The sequence below is a fragment of the Alistipes putredinis DSM 17216 genome (assembly GCF_000154465.1).
GTDB classification, from domain to species: Bacteria; Bacteroidota; Bacteroidia; order Bacteroidales; family Rikenellaceae; genus Alistipes; species Alistipes putredinis.
The window spans coordinates 290,551-307,737 of record NZ_DS499577.1 but is presented as its reverse complement, the minus strand read 5'-3'; the positions used below and the strand labels follow the sequence as shown (position 1 = coordinate 307,737).

The window sequence follows — 17,187 nt, the reverse complement described above, 5'->3', positions numbered from 1 at the left end:
ATTGCGGTCGCAACCATCAACTCTCCCCGGCTGCACGTGCAGCGGTTCGACGGGGCGGATGCAGGATCGGGTTTCTGCGGATCAGTGCGTAAATACGCGGCCTTTCTGCTTGATCTGCTTCTCGTATTTGATACGGGAATCGGTCGGATACTCCAGCTTTTCAAGCTCGGCCACAGCGTTCTTGATGTCGTCGATAAGCATGTCGATCATATCGCGCGACGTACCCTGGCGAACGACCACACGCATTACGACCAGATTTTCCAGGTTCTCAGGCATCGTATAGGCCGGAACCATCCACCCGCTCTGCTGCAGCAGAGCCTGCAGGTCGTAGAGCGTCCACTTGGCCTTCTTGTCGTAATCGGGATTCATATACCAGATGAACAACGGATTGACCAGCTTGTCGGCATAGTTGCGGAAGCACTTCATCTTGCCGATCTGATCGTGGCAATAGGTGGCGATGTCCATCGAATTCTGCTGAATCTCCTTGTAGCCCTCGAATCCCAGGCGGAGGAAATTGTAGTACTGTCCCAGCACCTGGGCCGCCGGACGCGAGAAGTTCAGACCGACCTGCGTGATATTCGCGCCCAGGTAATTGACGCTGAACGACATCTCATCGGGCAGGTATTTCTTGTCCTTCCAAACTACCCAACCCAGGCCCGGATACACCAGGCCGTACTTGTGACCCGACGTAGAGATCGAGAGCACCCACTTCAGGCGGAAGTCCCATTTCACCTCGGGATTCAGGAACGGCAGGATGAAACCGCCGGAAGCGGCGTCCACGTGGATCGGAATTTCGAAGCCGGTCTTCTTGTTGTAAGCATCGAGCGCCTTGTCGAGCGCCTCGACATCATCGTTCAGACCCGTCCAGGTAACGCCCTGAATCGGTACGATACAGATCGTGTTCTCGTCGCACATGGCGAGCGCCTGCTCGGGATCGAGCGTCGGGTTCTTCAGCGTCAGAGGCACGGTTCGCAGTTCGATTTGCCAAAGCTGGCAGAACTTCTCCCACACCACCTGGAAACCGGCGCTCATCACCAGATTCGGTTTGTCGAACGGTTTGCCCGCAGCCTGGCGACGCTTGCGCCAGCGCAGCCACGCGGCCACACCGCCCAACATACATGCCTCCGAAGAGCCGATACCGAGGGCGCCTGCCTTCCACTGCGCCTTCTCCGGAGTATTCCAAAGATTGGCGATCATGTTGATACAGCGTCCATTCATAACGGCAATGCGGGGATACTCCGTTTCGTCGATATAGTTTACACTGATTGCTTCATTCATAAGTCGGGTAGCGTATTCGTCCATGTAGGTAGTCACGAACGTCGCCAGATTCAACCGGGGCTGAGTCTGGGGATAAGTTTCGTCTTTGACGATCTGATATGCAATTTCCGGGCGCATCATTCCCTGGGGGATCACATCGGTGGGAGCAGGCTCGAGCACTTCTTTCGATCCGAAAACTGTCGTCAGCAGTTCATCATTGTTTCGTTTCTGGTTCATACGCTATAATTATTTTGGTTCGTAACAGAAGAATGACACAAACTATGCCAGGAGGCAATCCCGCCTCCAAACATTTTCAGAAGACATCCGGCACATTCGCAGATAAAACCCCGAAATAACGAAATTCAACAACCCGGAAACATACTTTCGAAAAGGTCGGACGCACTCGGCAAAGCCGCCGGACGCACCGGTCGGACTCTGTTCCCGTTTTTATCGCCCCCGCAGAAGACAGGGAGCCTCCGGCATAAAAAAAACGAACTCATTTGTTTTATTCTGTTCTCATTTTCACTACCTTTGTAATAATTTTTATCCACCCTTTATAAAATAGGTAAAAACTTTTGCGGCATGGCAGCATATTTTAACATTTTTTTGATCGTCATGGCCCTGCTGGCCTTGGCGGTTTACATCGCACTCCATTATTTCGAGGCCGGATACGGCTATCTCTTCAACCGTAAATACGGCTTCCCGATCCCGAACCGGATCGGCTGGGTGCTGATGGAGTGTCCGGTATTCATCGCCATGACCGTTCTCTGGCTCCTCTCCGACCGCACGTGGGAAGCGGCGCCGCTGGCCCTGCTGATCCTGTTCCAGGGACACTACCTGCAACGGGCGTTCATCTTTCCGCTGCTGATCCGGGGCAATTCGAAAATGCCGGCCGGTATCGTGGGAATGGGCATGCTCTTCAATACGCTCAACGCCCTGATGCAAGGCGGCTGGATCTTCTACATCTCTCCTGCCGACTATTACGAAGGCTGGTTCTCCAAACCCTATTTTTACATCGGAGCCGCGCTTTTCGTCGCAGGCATGGTCATCAACCTCCATTCCGACTACATCATCCGCCATCTGCGCAAGCCGGGCGATACACGCCATTACATTCCCCGGGGCGGTATGTTCCGCTACGTTTCGTCGGCCAACTATTTCGGAGAGCTGACCGAATGGGTGGGCTTCGCCATCGCTTCGTGGTCATGGGCCGGGGCAGTGTTCGCCTGGTGGACCTTCGCCAACCTCGCCCCCCGCGCAGCTTCGCTTTACAAACGATATGAAAAAGAGTTCGGGCAGGAGTTCACCTCCCTGCACCGAAAGAGGATCATACCTTTCATCTATTAAGTTTCCAATTATGAGTAATTTGCAGGATTCCGTACTCTTCACGCCCTATCGTCTGGGGCAGGTTACGCTCCGCAACCGCACCATCCGTTCGGCAGCCTTCGAATCGATGGGCAAAGACTTCAGCCCCACGCAGCAGCTCAAGGACTACCACGTGAGCGTCGCCCGGGGCGGTATCGGCATGACCACGCTGGCCTACGCTGCCGTCTGCCGCAGCGGGCTCTCGTTCAAGAGCCAACTTTGGCTGCGCCCGGAGATCGTCCCGGCGCTACGCGACATCACCGACGCCATCCACAAGGAAGGCGCCGCCGCTTCGATCCAGATCGGTCACTGCGGCAACATGACCCACTACTCGACCGCCGGACAGATTCCCATCGGGGCTTCGAGCGGATTCAACCTATACGCCTACACCCCCGTCCGCAAAATGCGCCGGGACGAAATAATGCAGGTTTCCAAAGACTTCGGCAAGGCCGTGCGAACAGCTCATGCCGCCGGTTTCGACTGCGTCGAGGTGCACGCCGGGCACGGCTACCTCATCTCGCAGTTCCTCTCGCCCTATACCAACCACCGCCGCGACGAATACGGCGGCTCGCTCGACAACCGGATGCGCTTCATGCGCATGTGCCTCGAGGAGGTGATGAACGCCGCCGCTGCGACGGGCACCTCGGTACTCGTCAAGCACAACATGTACGACGGATTCAAGGGCGGCATCGAGATTCCGGAGAGCATCGAGATCGCCCGCGAAATCGAGCGCTGGAAGGTCAATGGCATCGTTCTCTCGGGCGGTTTCGTAAGCAAGGCGCCGATGGCCGTGATGCGGGGTCTGATTCCGATCTACACCATGAGCTACTACTCGCCCCTCTGGTTGCGGGCCTTCATCCGCTACTGCGGCCCCTTCATGATCCGGCAGTTCCCCTTCTCGGAGTGCTACTTCCTGGAGGATGCCAAAAAATTCCGCGAAGCGCTGCAACTGCCGCTAATTTACGTGGGAGGTCTGGTGAGCCGCGAAGGAATCGAGCGGGCTCTGGACAGCGGGTTCGAACTGGTGCAGATGGCTCGGGCGCTCGTGAACGACCCGGCTTTCGTGAACAAGCTGCGCGAAGGCGATGCGGCGACCCGCAGCGAGTGCGACCACCGCAACTACTGCATCGCCCGCATGTATTCGGTCGATATGAAATGCTGCAAACATTGCGGCGACCTGCCCCGAAAAATCCGGGAGGAACTGGCAAAACTACCGTAATGACACGCAAGGGAACGATCGAAAAAGGGAGCCGGACCGCTCTGGTGACGGGTGCCGGCAGCGGCATCGGGCGCTGCATGGCCAGGCGGCTGGCCGAACTCGGATACCGGCTGATCCTCGCAGGACTCGATCCGGCGAAACTGGAAGCCGCAGCCGAAGAACTCCACGAACAATACGGATTGGCGGTAGAGGTCATCCCGATCGACCTGGCACGACCCGAAGCCGCACACGAACTTTTCGAGCGGGTACAGGCTCTCGGCCGTGAAGTCGATGTCCTGGTCAATAACGCCGGAGCTTTCTCGTTCCGCGACATTCTGCAAACACCCGTCGAGCGGATCGAAAGAATCCTCTGCCTCCATGCCCTGACCACGACCCTGACCTGTCGGCTGTTCGGCGCCGAAATGTCCCGCCGGGGCTGTGGAGGACATATCCTCAACATGGCCTCCTATTCGCTCTGGATGCCCTGGCCGGGACTGGCGCTGTACAGCGCCAGCAAATCCTACCTGCGTGGTTTTTCGGTAGCTTTCGCCAAGGAGGTGCGCGAACAGAACATCCGTGTCACGGCCGTCTGCCCGGCAGGTGTGGCCACCGACCTCTACGGACTGCCGCCCCGCTGGCAGCGCATCGGGCTGCGGCTGGGTGTGCTCATCACACCGGACAGTTGTGCCCGGCGAGCCTTGAAAGCCCTCTGGCGAGGACGCCGTTGCTGCGTACCCGGCTGGTGGAACCGGCTTTTCATACCCTTCTGCCGTCTGATGCCGATGTGCGTACTCCGGGTTGCCCGCAAGTACACGATGAAGCTTCAACGCTAACACACAGAACCCGATAAAAAAGAAGATAGACGGCCATGAAAAAATGGATCAAGATTCTGCTCGTCACCCTCGGCATCATCGCAGTACTCGTCGTGACGACGATTCTGCTGTTGCCTCCTATCGCGAAAAACTACCTTGAAAAACACAGCAAGGAACTCGTCGGCCGGCAAATAACCATCGAGAAACTGCGGTTCAACGTACTCAACGGCAAACTCCGAATCGACCAGATCGCCATGCTCGAACCGGACGACTCGACGACATTCGCATCGCTGGGAAATTTCTATACTCGAATACACCTGCTGCCCCTGCTGCGTCAGCGGATACACATCGACGCCGTACTGATCGACAAACCCTACCTGAACGTCTATCAGGATGGCACCAGCTTCAATTTCGACGACCTGCTGACCCGATTCCTGACCCCTGCGGACACGGTCGAAAAGGCCCCGTCGAACCCCTGGACAGTCGATATCGACGACATCAAGATACACAACGGCGAGCTGACTTACAAGGACATGCAGCGTAACGTCACGTGGGGCTTCAACGAGCTCGACATCGACGTACCGGGACTGCACCTCTCCGGACACGAACGGACGGACATGGGCATCGTGTTCAACTTCTCACGGGGCGGTTCGCTCCGCACCTCGCTGGAATACGACCAGGCGACGGCCGACTACGACCTCAGCCTGCTGCTTTCGAACCTCTCGCTGGCAGGCACGGCGGCCTATTTCAATCAGGTGATCGACATCGGCTCGGTAGAGGGCCTCGTCACGCTCGACCTGCATGTGAAAGGCAACGCCAACCACCTGCTCGACCTGCGCACGTACGGCATAGCGGCCGCATCGGGGCTGAAACTGCGCGACAGCCGCGACAACCGGATCATCGACGTCGATACGCTCAATTTCGACCTGCGGGACGGCAATCTGGGCACGATGCAGTACGATATTCGCCGAATCTATGCCGCCGGCATCCGCACCCAGTTCGAAATCTACCGGGGCGGCGGCAACAACCTGCTCGCTCTGATCAAAGCTCCCGAAGAGCGTCCGACGGAAACGGAAGCGACCATCGACGGTGAAACGACCGTAACCATCGAACGCGAAGAACCGGCCACGACGCAGCTCAATTTCACCGTCGGCGAACTGCTTCTGGACAAGGGAGAGATCGCCTTCACGGACAACACGTTCGAAAAACCGTTCCGATACCTCATTTCGGACATCCGGCTGTCGAGCCGCGACATCGATTTCAGCAAACAGAACGAACTGACGCTCGACGCCAAATTGCAACGCACGGGATCGGGCCATATCCGTTGGAAAGGCTCGCTTCAGAACCTCGACAACCACAACCTCATGGTCGCTCTGTCGAACATCAACCTCAAGGATTTCACCCCCTACTGCGAACATTTCACGGCCTACCCGCTCACGGGCGGCAACCTCACGTTCCGCAGCCAAAACATCATCGCTGACCGTTTTCTCAACGGCACGAACCACCTCGACATATTTCAATGCGAGGTCGACAAGAAACGCAAGGACCTGGAGCCTGAATTCAAGATTCCGCTCAAGCTGGGACTTTACATTCTCAAAGACCGCAAAGGACACGTCAAGATCGACCTGCCGGTGAAAGGCAACCTCGACTCCCCGGAATTCTCCTACCGCAAGATCGTGATGAAGGCGCTGGGCAACGTTCTGCTGAAAGTCGTGACGGCACCCTTCTCGTTCCTGACGGGCGGAGGCGACAATCTCGACCGCATCGAGGTCGATCCGCTGCAATTCTCCCTCAATACGGATCAATACGCCACGCTGGATAAGGTGGCCGACATACTGCGCGACAAGCCCGAAATGCAGATAGGCCTCGCGCAGCGGATCAACCGCAGCAAGGCCGTCGGACGGCTGGCAGAACTGAATCTCAAAATGGCCTGCTACAACTCGACCCTTCCGGCGGGCGAGCGGCTGTCGATGATCGACTTCGAGCGAATCCAGGAGACCAAGCTCAAATCGGACGAAGTGATGCGCTTCGCCGACTCGCTGCTCGCCCTGCGCGGCATCGACGGCAGCAAACTCTCCGGCAGCCGGAAAGCCCTCACGCTTTACGGAGACCAGGCCGTCGGACAGCTCGAAAAAATTCTCGTCCGCCGCGACAGCGCGATCGTCGAATACCTGACCCGATCGCAGGGAATACCCGTCACCGCGATCTCGGTACGGACGATTCCGGCACAGGAACTCGGCGATTACACGGGAAAAGATATTTATGCCATCCAGCTCGGTATGGAGGAAGAGAGCATCGACGTAACGGACGGCAATACGGCAGGCGATACGGAAACAACGGATACATCGGCTTCCGCGACGGCGGAAGTCCTCGCGACTGTACCGGAACAGGCGGCGGTACAACTCACGCAAACCGGAACTGCGAAGGAAACGGCGACTCCCGAACCTTCCGCTCCGACGGCAACAGCGACGCAGTCCACCCAGGCCGAGACTACGATCACCGAATCCGAGGCCGGAATTACGACGATAAAAACCCCGACAGCACATCCGGAAGAGCTGCAAACGAACGAATAACCGGAAACAGACCGAACAAACAAACGACGTAACGGGCACGTCGGACGGACAAACCACGACAGCGGGACAACGGTGCTAAGAACAAGGCCGCCACCGAAAAGCTCCTGCAACCGGGAAAAATCCGTCGGAAATTTCAACGAAGAACATCGCTGAAACCCGAAGCCGGGTCCTGCCCGGTGCATTCGGCCGGATAATTGCCGACAGGCCATAACGACACTACGAAACAGACCGACATGCTGCAAGGAATCGAAAATATCGTATTCGATCTCGGGGGCGTGATGATCGACCTCGACAGAGCACGCTGCGTGGAGGAATTCCACAAGATCGGATTCACCGAAATCGACGATTTGATCGACTCGTACCATCCGAAAGGATTTCTCGGACGGTTGGAACGGGGCGACGTGACGAACGACGACTTCTACGACTACGTGCGTCGGAGCGCAGGACGCGACATCGCGGACGATGAAATCCGCCGGGCCTTCACCTCCTTCCTGGCCGGCATCCCCCGCTACAAGCTGCAAATGGTGCGCACGCAGCGGGAACGGGGATTCCGGACCTATGCCCTCTCCAACATCAACGACGTGGTTTTTCCTTTCGTGCGAGACGTTCTCTTCACCCAGGAAGGTTTGCAACTGGACGACTATTTCGAGAAAGCCTATCTTTCATACGAAATGCACGAATTGAAACCCTCCCCCGAAATTTACCGCAAAATGATCGAAAAGAGCGGTATGCGCCCCGAAGCGACGCTCTTCATCGACGACAATGCGGAAAATCTTCACACGGCGCAGGAACTGGGATTCCACGTATATATGCCCCGGCCCCGCGAAGATTTCAGGTTTCTGTTCGACGACGGCCCGGGCAGATGATACCAAAAACGGAAAACCGTCATCCGAAACGAACGGCACATCGCTGCGATACGGGGAGGACATTCGGAATAATTCGAAACCGACTGCAAGCGGTTCGCTTGCAATAACAAAACGTTCCGGGATAACGGACGGTACGTCGTGGCACACGCGACCGGATATTCGAAATCCGGCCTGAAAAGGTCCCGAAACGGAAGTCGGGAAAAAGGAATCTCTCTTCGAAAAGATAATTTTAGCCGGAAAAGTTTGTTATAAACAAAAAAGACCTTATATTTGCACTCCGAAATCGCACTGATTTCCGCAATCGGCGGGACACACCTCGCAAGAGGTCCCCGGATTGGGAACGGGGTGTAGCGCAGTCCGGTTAGCGCACCTGCTTTGGGAGCAGGGGGTCGTGGGTTCGAATCCCGCTACCCCGACGAAGAAGCCTCCGGAAAAAGACTTCTTGCGTAGAGGCTCGAAAAAGAGGGAAATCAGTTACGGTGAAAAATATTGTTCGGGGTGTAGCGCAGTCCGGTTAGCGCGCCAGCTTCGGGAGTTGGAGGTCGCTGGTTCGAATCCAGTCTCCCCGACAAAAATCAAAACCTTTGCCTTAAAAGGCAAAGGTTTTTTACTATGGGCATACGACGGCTATTCATCGCCGAAAGTAAGGGTACAAGAAAAAAGGATTCCGCTTTATCAAGCGGGGTCCTTGATTTTTGTACACCCAATAAGAGACTCGTCCGGAAGCGAAGCAGAGCGACGCAATCCAGTTTTCCCGACCGAGAGAAGGGATACGAAAACATTCCTTTTTTCATTTCCGGACAGCGACATGTCACACGGCAAACGAACAGCGATAAAAAACTGCCTGCGGAACAGCTTTTGTTTGTGTATTTCCCATCAAGGAGCTATTTGACAAGTCGCGAAGCAACGCAATCCAGATTCTTATTTTTATTTTCCAACGGCAATTCGTTTATACAAAGGCGGATGAAGATAAAAAGTCATTCGCGAACGACTTTTCTTCGTTTCGTCCAAGGGTTGCTGCTATCGGGAAAGTGGAGAAAAGCGACGCAATCCGAGGCTTCGAAAAATCAGAGTAATCTTTCCTTTACGGGAATTTTTATCGTCGTAAACTGCCGTTGTAGTCGGCGAAAGGCCACACGGACACAAAGAGTTTCATCAGGGAGTTCTCAATTTCAGGTCTGCCCCTCTTCTTCCGAAAACCGCCATATCATCCGGCTTTTCGGCAAAACCGGGACTGTAGCTTACAGGCAAGGTTTTTCACAGCCACCCACCGAACGCAGCGGCTGCCCGACTGCGCATCGACCGTCTATCGGAACCGGCGGAGCATCTTCCCGAAATCCAGTAATGCACGGGGCACAAAATTTGCGGATTACCCAAACACATTCTATGATTTACCGATATGAAACTGATAAAAACCATCGAAGAACGATGGAGCCCCCGCTCATACGACTCCCGTCCCGTCAATGAAGAACAACTGGCATTGCTGTTCGAAGCGGCACGCTGGGCTCCTTCCTGCAACAATGCCCAGGAGTGGGCATATTACTATACGACTCGCGAATATCCGGAAGCTCATGCCCGGCTCGCGGAGTGCCTCACCGGAGGCAATCGAGCCTGGGCGCCCGATGCTCCGGTGTTGCTGGTTTCCTGCGGATACAAGAATTTCCCGGGGACGGATGTCTATAACCGGCACTGGATGCACGATGTGGGCGCCGCGAACATCTCGATCGCCCTGCAAGCCGCCTCGATGGGAATGCAACTGCATCAGATGGCCGGCTTCGACGTGGAAGCCTGCGCCCGGCTGCTGGGCCTCGACACGGAAAAGATCGAACCTGTAACGATGATGACGCTCGGCTACCCCGGCCCGGCCGACCGGCTGGCGGAGCCGTTCCGCACCCGGGAAACGCTGCCCCGGGAACGCAAGGAAGTGAAGAGCTTCGTACATAAGCTCGAATAAGACCGGAACATCCGAACCGGAAAAAACCGTCCGCCTCACCGGACATAACGCAAAGAGAGGCTGTTTAACAAGTCCGATTTTAATGCTCCGTCGGAATGATCCTGACAGGGACGATTTTCAATTTCAGGGACCTGTTAGACAGTCTCTCTCCTATTGTGTTTCCGACTATTGCAATCGCTTGTAGTGACAGTACATCAGATGCTCCTGGTCGTCGTGCAGGTGCATACCGCCGCCCAGACAGAAACGCCACATCTTGCAATCGGCGCACTCCCCTTTGCGGGCCCATTCGCGGTCGCGGAACTTGTCGAAGCGATTCTGCCACACGTCCCAGAAACTGTCCCGGTAAATATTCCCCTGATGGAAATTGGCCCGGATGGAGGTACAGCCCGAAATCGCCCCGTCCACCCGGATCGAGGCAGCCGAAACCCCGGCGGCGCACTGGTAGAAATCGTCCCGCACCTCGCCTTCGTAACCGCCCAGAAAGCCTTCGCAGGCGTAACTCAAGTCGATGCGTCCCTCCTTACGGGTACGCTTTATGAACTCCAGCACCTCGCGGAACTGTGCGTCGGTAACCGCGAGCGTCGGATCGTCCTTGGCCCGGCCGACAGGGAAGATCGAGAAGATGCGCCAATATTTCACTCCTTCGGCGATCAACAGCTCCTTGAACTCTTCGAGTCGAGCGACCATCGGCGAAGTGACGCATGTAATCACGTCGTAGGTGAGCCGGGGCTCCCTCACGATCAACCGGATCGCGTCGAGCGCCTTTTCGAAACTGCGGGGATTGCGCCGGATGTAGTTATGAGCATCCTCAAAGCCGTCGAAACTGATCGAAATGGATCTCAACCCCGCATCCATCAGACTTCGCAAGCGGTCGGCGTCGAGCGCCAGACCGTTGGTCACCATCCCCCAGGCATAGCCCCGGCGGGTAACCTCCCGGCCGGCTTCCTCCAGATCGCTGCGCACGAGCACCTCTCCGCCGGAAAAGATCAACAGAACATCTTCCGGGCGGTTGTGGGGCGTAACCTCCTCATCGAGCACCTTCAGGAAATCCGCCAACGGCATATCCGGCACGCCGGGATCGACCCGACAGTCGCTGCCGCAGTGACGGCAAGCCAAATTACAACGTAACGTACACTCCCAAAAGAGCGTACGCAACTTGTGTTCGGCGATCTTCTCCGCATAAAGATCGGAAAAAAGGCGCAGCCCGATACGCTTGCGCAACCCGAGCTTTCGTCCCGTCATCGGCGATTATTCGTTTTTGGAAGCCGGAGCCTCTTTCTCACGGGCCCGTTGTGCCTTTTTAACCTCCTTGCGGGCTGTCTTCTCACGGATGGCCTGCTGACGTTCGACCTCCTCGACAGGTACCGGAGGACGCACGCCGTACATCAGGCGGATCTGTCTTTCGACCCGGGCCGAATCCGGAGCCTGGTCCTGCGGCCCTCCCTGAGGAGCGTTCTTCACTGTCGAACAAGCCGTTGCAAAACCCAGCATCGTCAATAGCGCCCATTTTACTTTCTTGCCCATAGCTTTCAAACTTTTTACAGATAATACGGATGAACAAATATAACTATTTTTTCGAGGAACAAAAAACGTGCAAAAATAATTGCGAAAAAATTTTGAGAATCAACACTTTTTACCTTTCTTTGCTGATACATTTTTAATCAATATTCATTTATGACAGGTCAAGTTAAATGGTTCGATAGCAAGAAAGGCTACGGATTCATTACCCGCGAAGACGGCAAAGAGGTCTTCGTACATTTTTCAGGCATCGTATCCGATTCTTTCAAAACGCTGAACGAAGGACAGAAAGTCGCTTTCGAACTTGGAAACGGAGCTAAAGGCGAACAAGCTATAAACGTCACCGTAATCGAGTAATCCATTTCATTACTCCCCAAAACGTATGGAGGCTCCCCCGGGAAGCCTCCATATTTTTTCCGGTACGAACGAAATAATTGTATTTTCGGCACGTTAATTTCATGCTGTCAATGAGCTATAAAATCAGATACGATATGACCAAACGAAACGAAGCGATCGCCATTCTCACGGGCGGCGGCCCGGCACCGGGCATGAATACGGTAGTGGGCAGCGTGGCAAAAACCTTCCTGCAGAAGGGATACAGCGTCATCGGACTCCACAAAGGTTTCACGGGGCTCTTCCGCGAAGCGCCCGCCACGGAGAACATCACCTTCCTCAAAGCGGACGAAATTTTCAACCTCGCGGGTTCGTTCCTGCGCATGAGCCGCTTCAAACCTTCGGACGAAGATTTCGAGAAGCGTTTCAACTGGCAGTTCTTCACCGAGAACAACATCAAGCTGCTGGTGACCATCGGCGGCGACGACACGGCATCGACGGCCAACCGCGTGGCCAAATTTCTGGAAGAAAAGCGTCATCCGATCGCTAACATACACGTCCCGAAAACCATCGACAACGACCTTCCGCTGCCCGACTGTGCACCGACCTTCGGCTACGAATCGGCCAAAGACAAGGGAGCGGTGATCGCCCGGGCCGTCTATGTCGATGCCCGCACCAGCGGCAACTGGTTCGTCATGTCGGCGATGGGCCGCAGCGCCGGACACCTGGCCTTCGGTATCGGCGAGGCGTGCCACTACCCGATGATCGTCATTCCCGAAATGTTCAACAAAACGCCGATCACCATCGACAAGATCATCCGTCTGATGGTTTCGTCCATCGTCAAGCGCCGGATCGTCGGCATGGACTACGGCGCGGCGGTCATCTCCGAAGGCGTGTTCCACGAATTGAGCGAGGCAGAACTCTCCTCGTGCGGCATTCACTTCACCTACGACGCGCACGGCCATCCCGAACTGGGCAAAGTGTCGAAAGCCTGTTTCTTCAGCATGCTGCTCGACCAACGGCTCGCGGAACTGAAACTCAACGTACAGACCCGCCCCGTGGAGTTGGGTTACGAAATCCGGGGGCAGACGCCGGTGGCATACGACCTGACGTACTGCTCGGAGCTGGGTATCGGCGTTTACAAGCTCTTCAGCGAAGGCAAGACGGGCTGCATGGTCTATGTGGACGGCTGCGGCAACGTCGAACCCCTCTACCTGAAAGACCTGCAAGACCCCGCGACGGGCAAGATCCTGCCCCGCATGGTGGACATCTCGTCCGACCGCTTCAAAGCCGTAGTAGATAATATCCTGATGGCTATTACCCCGCCCGACTACGAAGCGGCACGCCAATACCTGTCCAACCCCGAGGAGTACGACTTCTGCAAGATCCTCGGCTGGGACGAAACGGATCTTTAGCTCCCTTTTGTAACGGCGGAAAAACGGAAATCATACACTTCGGCGCCCGGAATATCAATATTCCGGGCGCCAGTCTTTCAGGTCCTGCGGACCGCCGCAAGACATCTTTATCATTCCTCATCCCGGTCTGCCCAGCGTTCAAGCGTCTGACGCACGGCCTCCTTATAGTCCTTGTCGGTAATCCGGTAAGTCCAGCGCACGGCGTTCGGGCGGTCGGGGAACTCTTCGAGCACCCATGCCGACTGATCGCGCGGTGTGCCGCGTTGCGATTCGGTCATAGGGTCGAAGAAAGAGTATTGAGCGCACGTATCTACATCTGGGGTAATGGCATGGTAATTATCTTCCGTTATTGGGGGCACATTGAAATATAACTGAACAAAACCCAACGCATCCAGATTTTTCACCAACACATCGTTATCGTCTATCCACAACATTTTCTCCATCATCTGTCCCCATGTCCCCTGTTCTCCCGGGGCGATTCTAATCATATCACCGCTCGCACTCATTTTAGTTGAAATGAAGAAAATCGCATTCTCCTGACTGGCGTTCTGCATTCGAAAATAAGTGTAATAACAGTCTGGATATTCTTCGCCGATATTCTCTTCCATCGTTGTGTTCTTATCCACGAACTCCGGTTTTTCGGGCTTCGGTGTGGGCTGTTCTTCCGACGGAGCTTCCGGTGAGGTGTTTTCCGCTTTGTCGGAACAGCCCAGCGAAGCCAAGAACAGGAGCAAGGCTCCTAACGATAAATAGACACGTACTTTCTAGGTTAATTATTAAGGGATAAAATTCGTCCTGCAAAAAATATTGAGATCGAACGCCCCCTGAAACGAATTTAACAAAAGCGCTGAAACAACCGATTGTTCTGCCGATCATCGAGGAACATCCGATCACTTCAGATCGAAATCGTCGGCATCGCGCCAAGCGGGAAATTTCTCGCGGAAACGACGCAGCTCGTCCATATCGAGCCGTGCGGTCAAAAGCGTCTCCCCTTCCCCCGCTTCGGCAAGGGTTTCTCCCTTACAGCCGATCACGGCCGAATCGCCCGAATAATGCAGCCGGGGGTCGTCCCCCGTACGGTTCACCCCCAATACGTAAGCCTGGTTCTCGATCGCCCGGGCCCGGAGCAACGTCCGCCACACGTCACGGCGGCCCGCAGGCCACGAAGCAACGTAAATAATAGCGTCGTAATCGTTCCGGCAGCGGCTCCATACGGGAAAGCGCAGGTCGTAGCAAACCTGAAGCAGGAAACGAATGCCGCCGTATTCGACGACGCCCCGCTCCCGTCCCGGACAAAAATTAGCTCCTTCGCCGCCGATGGAGAAGAGATGCCGCTTGTCGCTCTGCACCCGCTCGCCCGAAGGTTTTATGAAAAGCAGGCGGTTGTAATAGCGCCCCTCCTCTTCGACGATCAGACTGCCAGCGACGGCCTTGCCCGTCGTCCGGACCCAGCGGGTCATCTCCTGCACGATTTCACCCGACATCGGTTGCGCGACCCGACCGGGATCGGTCACGAATCCCGTAGCGAACATCTCGGGCAAAATCACCAGATCGGCATCCGCTTCGGCAACCATTCTCCCGGCCGTCCGCAGATTGGCCGCCGTATCTTCCCACACCATGTCGAATTGACACAAAGCCACTTTCAGTTCCATATCGCCATTCGTTTTTTTACTAAAATAAAATTTCCCGCTACTCGCTTCTTTTCGTTCGATTATCCTAAATATTTGTCAAGAAGAAGAGCAACAGCTATTGCAAATGTAACACAAGCTGCTGTTAAATTTCTAAATGTTCCACCGTATGTATTAGAATGATCGTTCCACTCTCCGTGTTCTTTGTAATATTTATAATCCACATTATAGAATGTTATAAGATTAACTATACAAATAATAAACAAGAGTAATATCATAGTTTGTTTAATTATTGAATAATCTGTAATATATTCAAGGAGGGGAGCAGGCTTGAAATATTAATTGTTGTGAAGCAGTCATTATGATTAACGAAATAACCACAACCCCAATATATACTTGAAAACATCACACCATATACAGCTCCCCATTTATATTTCAAATATACAAAAAGTCTGGTACAAATGAAAATTCAATTCCGAACCACATCGCATCTCACGACAAGACGAAATATTCCGGAACCGACCCCTCCGCCCCCAGGAACTTCGCTCAAAAATTGCTTTCGGCAAAAATAAAACGTACTTTTGTCAAGATAAAACACCCATTATGCTCAAAGCAGGACGCACACAAACCCTCACCGTAAACCGCATCTCGGACTACGGACTCTATCTGATCGACGACGAACAGAACGAAGTATTGCTGCCCAACCGTTATGTTTCTCTGGCCAACAAGGTCGGCGATACGCTCGAAGTATTCGTCTATCACGATTCGGAAGACCGATTGGTCGCCACGACCGAAACGCCGAAGCTGCGCGAAGGAGAAGCGGGATTCCTGCGCGTAGTGGACAAGAACCTGCACGGCGCATTCCTCGACTGGGGACTCGCGGGCAAAGACCTGTTCCTGCCCAACCGCAACCAGCAGGGAGGCGTGTTGGCCGGACGGAACTGCCTGGTTTACCTGTATGTAGATTCGGTAACGGGGCGCTGCGTGGCGACCATGAAATTCAAAAGCTACGTCAATAACGACGTTATCACGGTAAAGCCCCGCGAAGAGGTTTCGCTGCTCGTGGCTTCGGAATCCCCGATCGGCTATCGGGTGATCGTGAACAACCGTCACTGGGGCATGATCTACCGCAACCAGCTCTTCCGCCGCATCGACGTAGGCGACCGTCTGAAGGGATACGTGACACGCATCACGGAAGACAACCGCATCGACGTCAGCCTGCAACAGCAGGGAGTCGCCGAAGTGCGCCATTCGGCGGAAACGCTGCTTTCGATGATCCGCGAAAACGGCGGTTCGCTTCCCCTGAACGACGACAGCGACCCGGCGGAAATCGCTACACGGACGCAGATGAGCAAGAAAGTGTTCAAACGCTCGCTGGGCATGCTCCTCAAGCGGGGCGCAGTGGAAATCACGCAGAACGGTGTAAAACTGACCGGGCACAATGGCTAAAATACTCACGGCGGAGCGCGTATCGCGCGACATATCGGACAACTACGTATTCCAGCGTTCGCAATTGGCCTATCACGAGGCGGCGCGGCGAATCAGCGGCGACGTACTCGAAATAGGTACGGGCACGGGTTACGGCGTCGAAATAGTCGCCCCCCACGCCTCCAGCTTTCTCACGCTCGACAAAATCGAACCTGCGGGCGAACGGCCTCCGTTTCCGCACGTGGAGATGCGGCAAGCCGTAGTTCCCCCTCTCGACCTGCCGTCGGGCAGTTTCGATTTCGTCATTTCGTTCCAGGTGATCGAACACATCAAACACGACATGGAACTGGTACGGGAAGTGCACCGCGTGCTGCGTCCGGGCGGCAAGTTCATCCTGACCACCCCCAATATCCGTATGTCGCTGACACGCAACCCCTGGCACGTCAGGGAATACAATCCCGACCAACTCCGCAACCTGCTCGGCAGCGCCTTTGCGTCGGTGGAAGCCCTCGGTGTTTTCGGCAACGAACGAATCATGGAATACTACGAAAAAAACCGCCGGGGCGTTCGGCGCATCACCCGTTTCGACGTGCTCGACCTGCAACACCGGCTGCCCCGGTGGATGCTGCAACTCCCCTACGACCTGCTCAACCGCCTCAACCGCCGACGCCTGCTCCGGGACAACGACTCCCTGACCCGTTCGATCACCATGGAAGACTACCGCATCGGACCGGTAGCGGACGACTGCTTCGACCTGTTCTATATCGCGGAAAAGCAACACAAATAAATGATTCCGGCCGGATCGACATCCGCCGGCAATCCGGAAAAAACCATTATAAGCAG

15 protein-coding genes and 2 tRNA genes are annotated in these 17,187 nt (G+C 55.2%); 12 read left to right on the top strand and 5 right to left on the bottom strand.

From position 1 onward, the window contains the following. Positions 1-81 precede the first annotated feature (81 nt). Positions 82-1,494: a glutamate decarboxylase gene (gad, locus tag ALIPUT_RS01605; protein ID WP_004327858.1), complete on the bottom strand. Its 1,413-nt coding sequence runs from the start codon at positions 1,492-1,494 to the stop codon at positions 82-84. A gap of 345 nt (positions 1,495-1,839) precedes the next feature. Between gad and ALIPUT_RS01600 the strand changes: the two genes are divergently transcribed. The 8 genes from ALIPUT_RS01600 to ALIPUT_RS01565 all read left to right on the top strand — a co-directional run bounded on the left by ALIPUT_RS01600 (position 1,840) and on the right by ALIPUT_RS01565 (position 10,022). Further along, on the top strand, positions 1,840-2,601 hold the full coding sequence (locus ALIPUT_RS01600; RefSeq protein ID WP_004327857.1) for a DUF1295 domain-containing protein: 762 nt from the start codon (positions 1,840-1,842) through the stop codon (positions 2,599-2,601). 10 nt (positions 2,602-2,611) lie between these two features. After that, on the top strand, positions 2,612-3,838 hold the full coding sequence (locus tag ALIPUT_RS01595) for an NADH:flavin oxidoreductase (protein WP_004327856.1): 1,227 nt from the start codon (positions 2,612-2,614) through the stop codon (positions 3,836-3,838). Continuing rightward, complete coding sequence (locus ALIPUT_RS01590) at positions 3,838-4,650, top strand: SDR family NAD(P)-dependent oxidoreductase (protein ID WP_004327855.1); 813 nt, start codon at positions 3,838-3,840, stop codon at positions 4,648-4,650. The genes ALIPUT_RS01595 and ALIPUT_RS01590 overlap by 1 nt, the downstream gene beginning before the upstream one ends. A 35-nt stretch (positions 4,651-4,685) precedes the next feature. Further along, positions 4,686-7,202: a DUF748 domain-containing protein gene (locus ALIPUT_RS01585; RefSeq protein ID WP_004327854.1), complete on the top strand. Its 2,517-nt coding sequence runs from the start codon at positions 4,686-4,688 to the stop codon at positions 7,200-7,202. A 233-nt stretch (positions 7,203-7,435) separates the two neighbouring features. After that, on the top strand, positions 7,436-8,068 hold the full coding sequence (locus ALIPUT_RS01580) for an HAD family hydrolase (RefSeq protein ID WP_004327853.1): 633 nt from the start codon (positions 7,436-7,438) through the stop codon (positions 8,066-8,068). Between the two features lie 341 nt (positions 8,069-8,409). Beyond that, positions 8,410-8,484 (top strand) — tRNA-Pro (locus ALIPUT_RS01575). A 78-nt stretch (positions 8,485-8,562) separates the two neighbouring features. Then, a tRNA-Pro gene (locus ALIPUT_RS01570) sits at positions 8,563-8,637 on the top strand. A gap of 830 nt (positions 8,638-9,467) precedes the next feature. Then, on the top strand, positions 9,468-10,022 hold the full coding sequence (locus ALIPUT_RS01565; RefSeq protein WP_004327851.1) for a nitroreductase family protein: 555 nt from the start codon (positions 9,468-9,470) through the stop codon (positions 10,020-10,022). A gap of 165 nt (positions 10,023-10,187) precedes the next feature. On the opposite strand, the gene ALIPUT_RS01560 is transcribed toward ALIPUT_RS01565, so the two are convergent. Both ALIPUT_RS01560 and ALIPUT_RS01555 read right to left on the bottom strand, forming a co-directional pair. After that, positions 10,188-11,264 (bottom strand): TIGR04133 family radical SAM/SPASM protein, encoded by a 1,077-nt coding sequence (locus ALIPUT_RS01560; RefSeq protein ID WP_004327850.1) that lies wholly within the window; start codon positions 11,262-11,264, stop codon positions 10,188-10,190. 6 nt (positions 11,265-11,270) lie between these two features. After that, complete coding sequence (locus tag ALIPUT_RS01555; RefSeq protein ID WP_004327849.1) at positions 11,271-11,546, bottom strand: hypothetical protein; 276 nt, start codon at positions 11,544-11,546, stop codon at positions 11,271-11,273. Between the two features lie 150 nt (positions 11,547-11,696). Between ALIPUT_RS01555 and ALIPUT_RS01550 the strand changes: the two genes are divergently transcribed. Both ALIPUT_RS01550 and ALIPUT_RS01545 read left to right on the top strand, forming a co-directional pair. Then, on the top strand, positions 11,697-11,897 hold the full coding sequence (locus tag ALIPUT_RS01550) for a cold-shock protein (protein ID WP_004327848.1): 201 nt from the start codon (positions 11,697-11,699) through the stop codon (positions 11,895-11,897). Positions 11,898-12,031: 134 nt separating this feature from the next. After that, entirely contained in the window at positions 12,032-13,288 is a 1,257-nt protein-coding gene (locus ALIPUT_RS01545; protein ID WP_040293329.1) for a 6-phosphofructokinase, read from the top strand. 110 nt (positions 13,289-13,398) lie between these two features. Here ALIPUT_RS01545 and ALIPUT_RS01540 read toward each other — a convergent pair whose 3' ends face one another. Together ALIPUT_RS01540 and ALIPUT_RS01535 are read right to left on the bottom strand one after the other, a co-directional pair. Continuing rightward, positions 13,399-14,022, bottom strand: coding sequence for a hypothetical protein (locus tag ALIPUT_RS01540; RefSeq protein ID WP_004327846.1), 624 nt, complete (start codon positions 14,020-14,022; stop codon positions 13,399-13,401). Between the two features lie 156 nt (positions 14,023-14,178). Further along, a complete protein-coding gene (locus ALIPUT_RS01535; RefSeq protein WP_004327845.1) occupies positions 14,179-14,940 on the bottom strand; it encodes an amidohydrolase in 762 nt (253 codons plus the stop codon). Between the two features lie 579 nt (positions 14,941-15,519). Between ALIPUT_RS01535 and ALIPUT_RS01530 the strand changes: the two genes are divergently transcribed. Together ALIPUT_RS01530 and ALIPUT_RS01525 are read left to right on the top strand one after the other, a co-directional pair. Beyond that, positions 15,520-16,365, top strand: coding sequence for a CvfB family protein (locus ALIPUT_RS01530; protein ID WP_004327843.1), 846 nt, complete (start codon positions 15,520-15,522; stop codon positions 16,363-16,365). Beyond that, entirely contained in the window at positions 16,358-17,131 is a 774-nt protein-coding gene (locus ALIPUT_RS01525) for a class I SAM-dependent methyltransferase (RefSeq protein ID WP_004327842.1), read from the top strand. The genes ALIPUT_RS01530 and ALIPUT_RS01525 overlap by 8 nt, the downstream gene beginning before the upstream one ends. Positions 17,132-17,187: the final 56 nt, after the last annotated feature.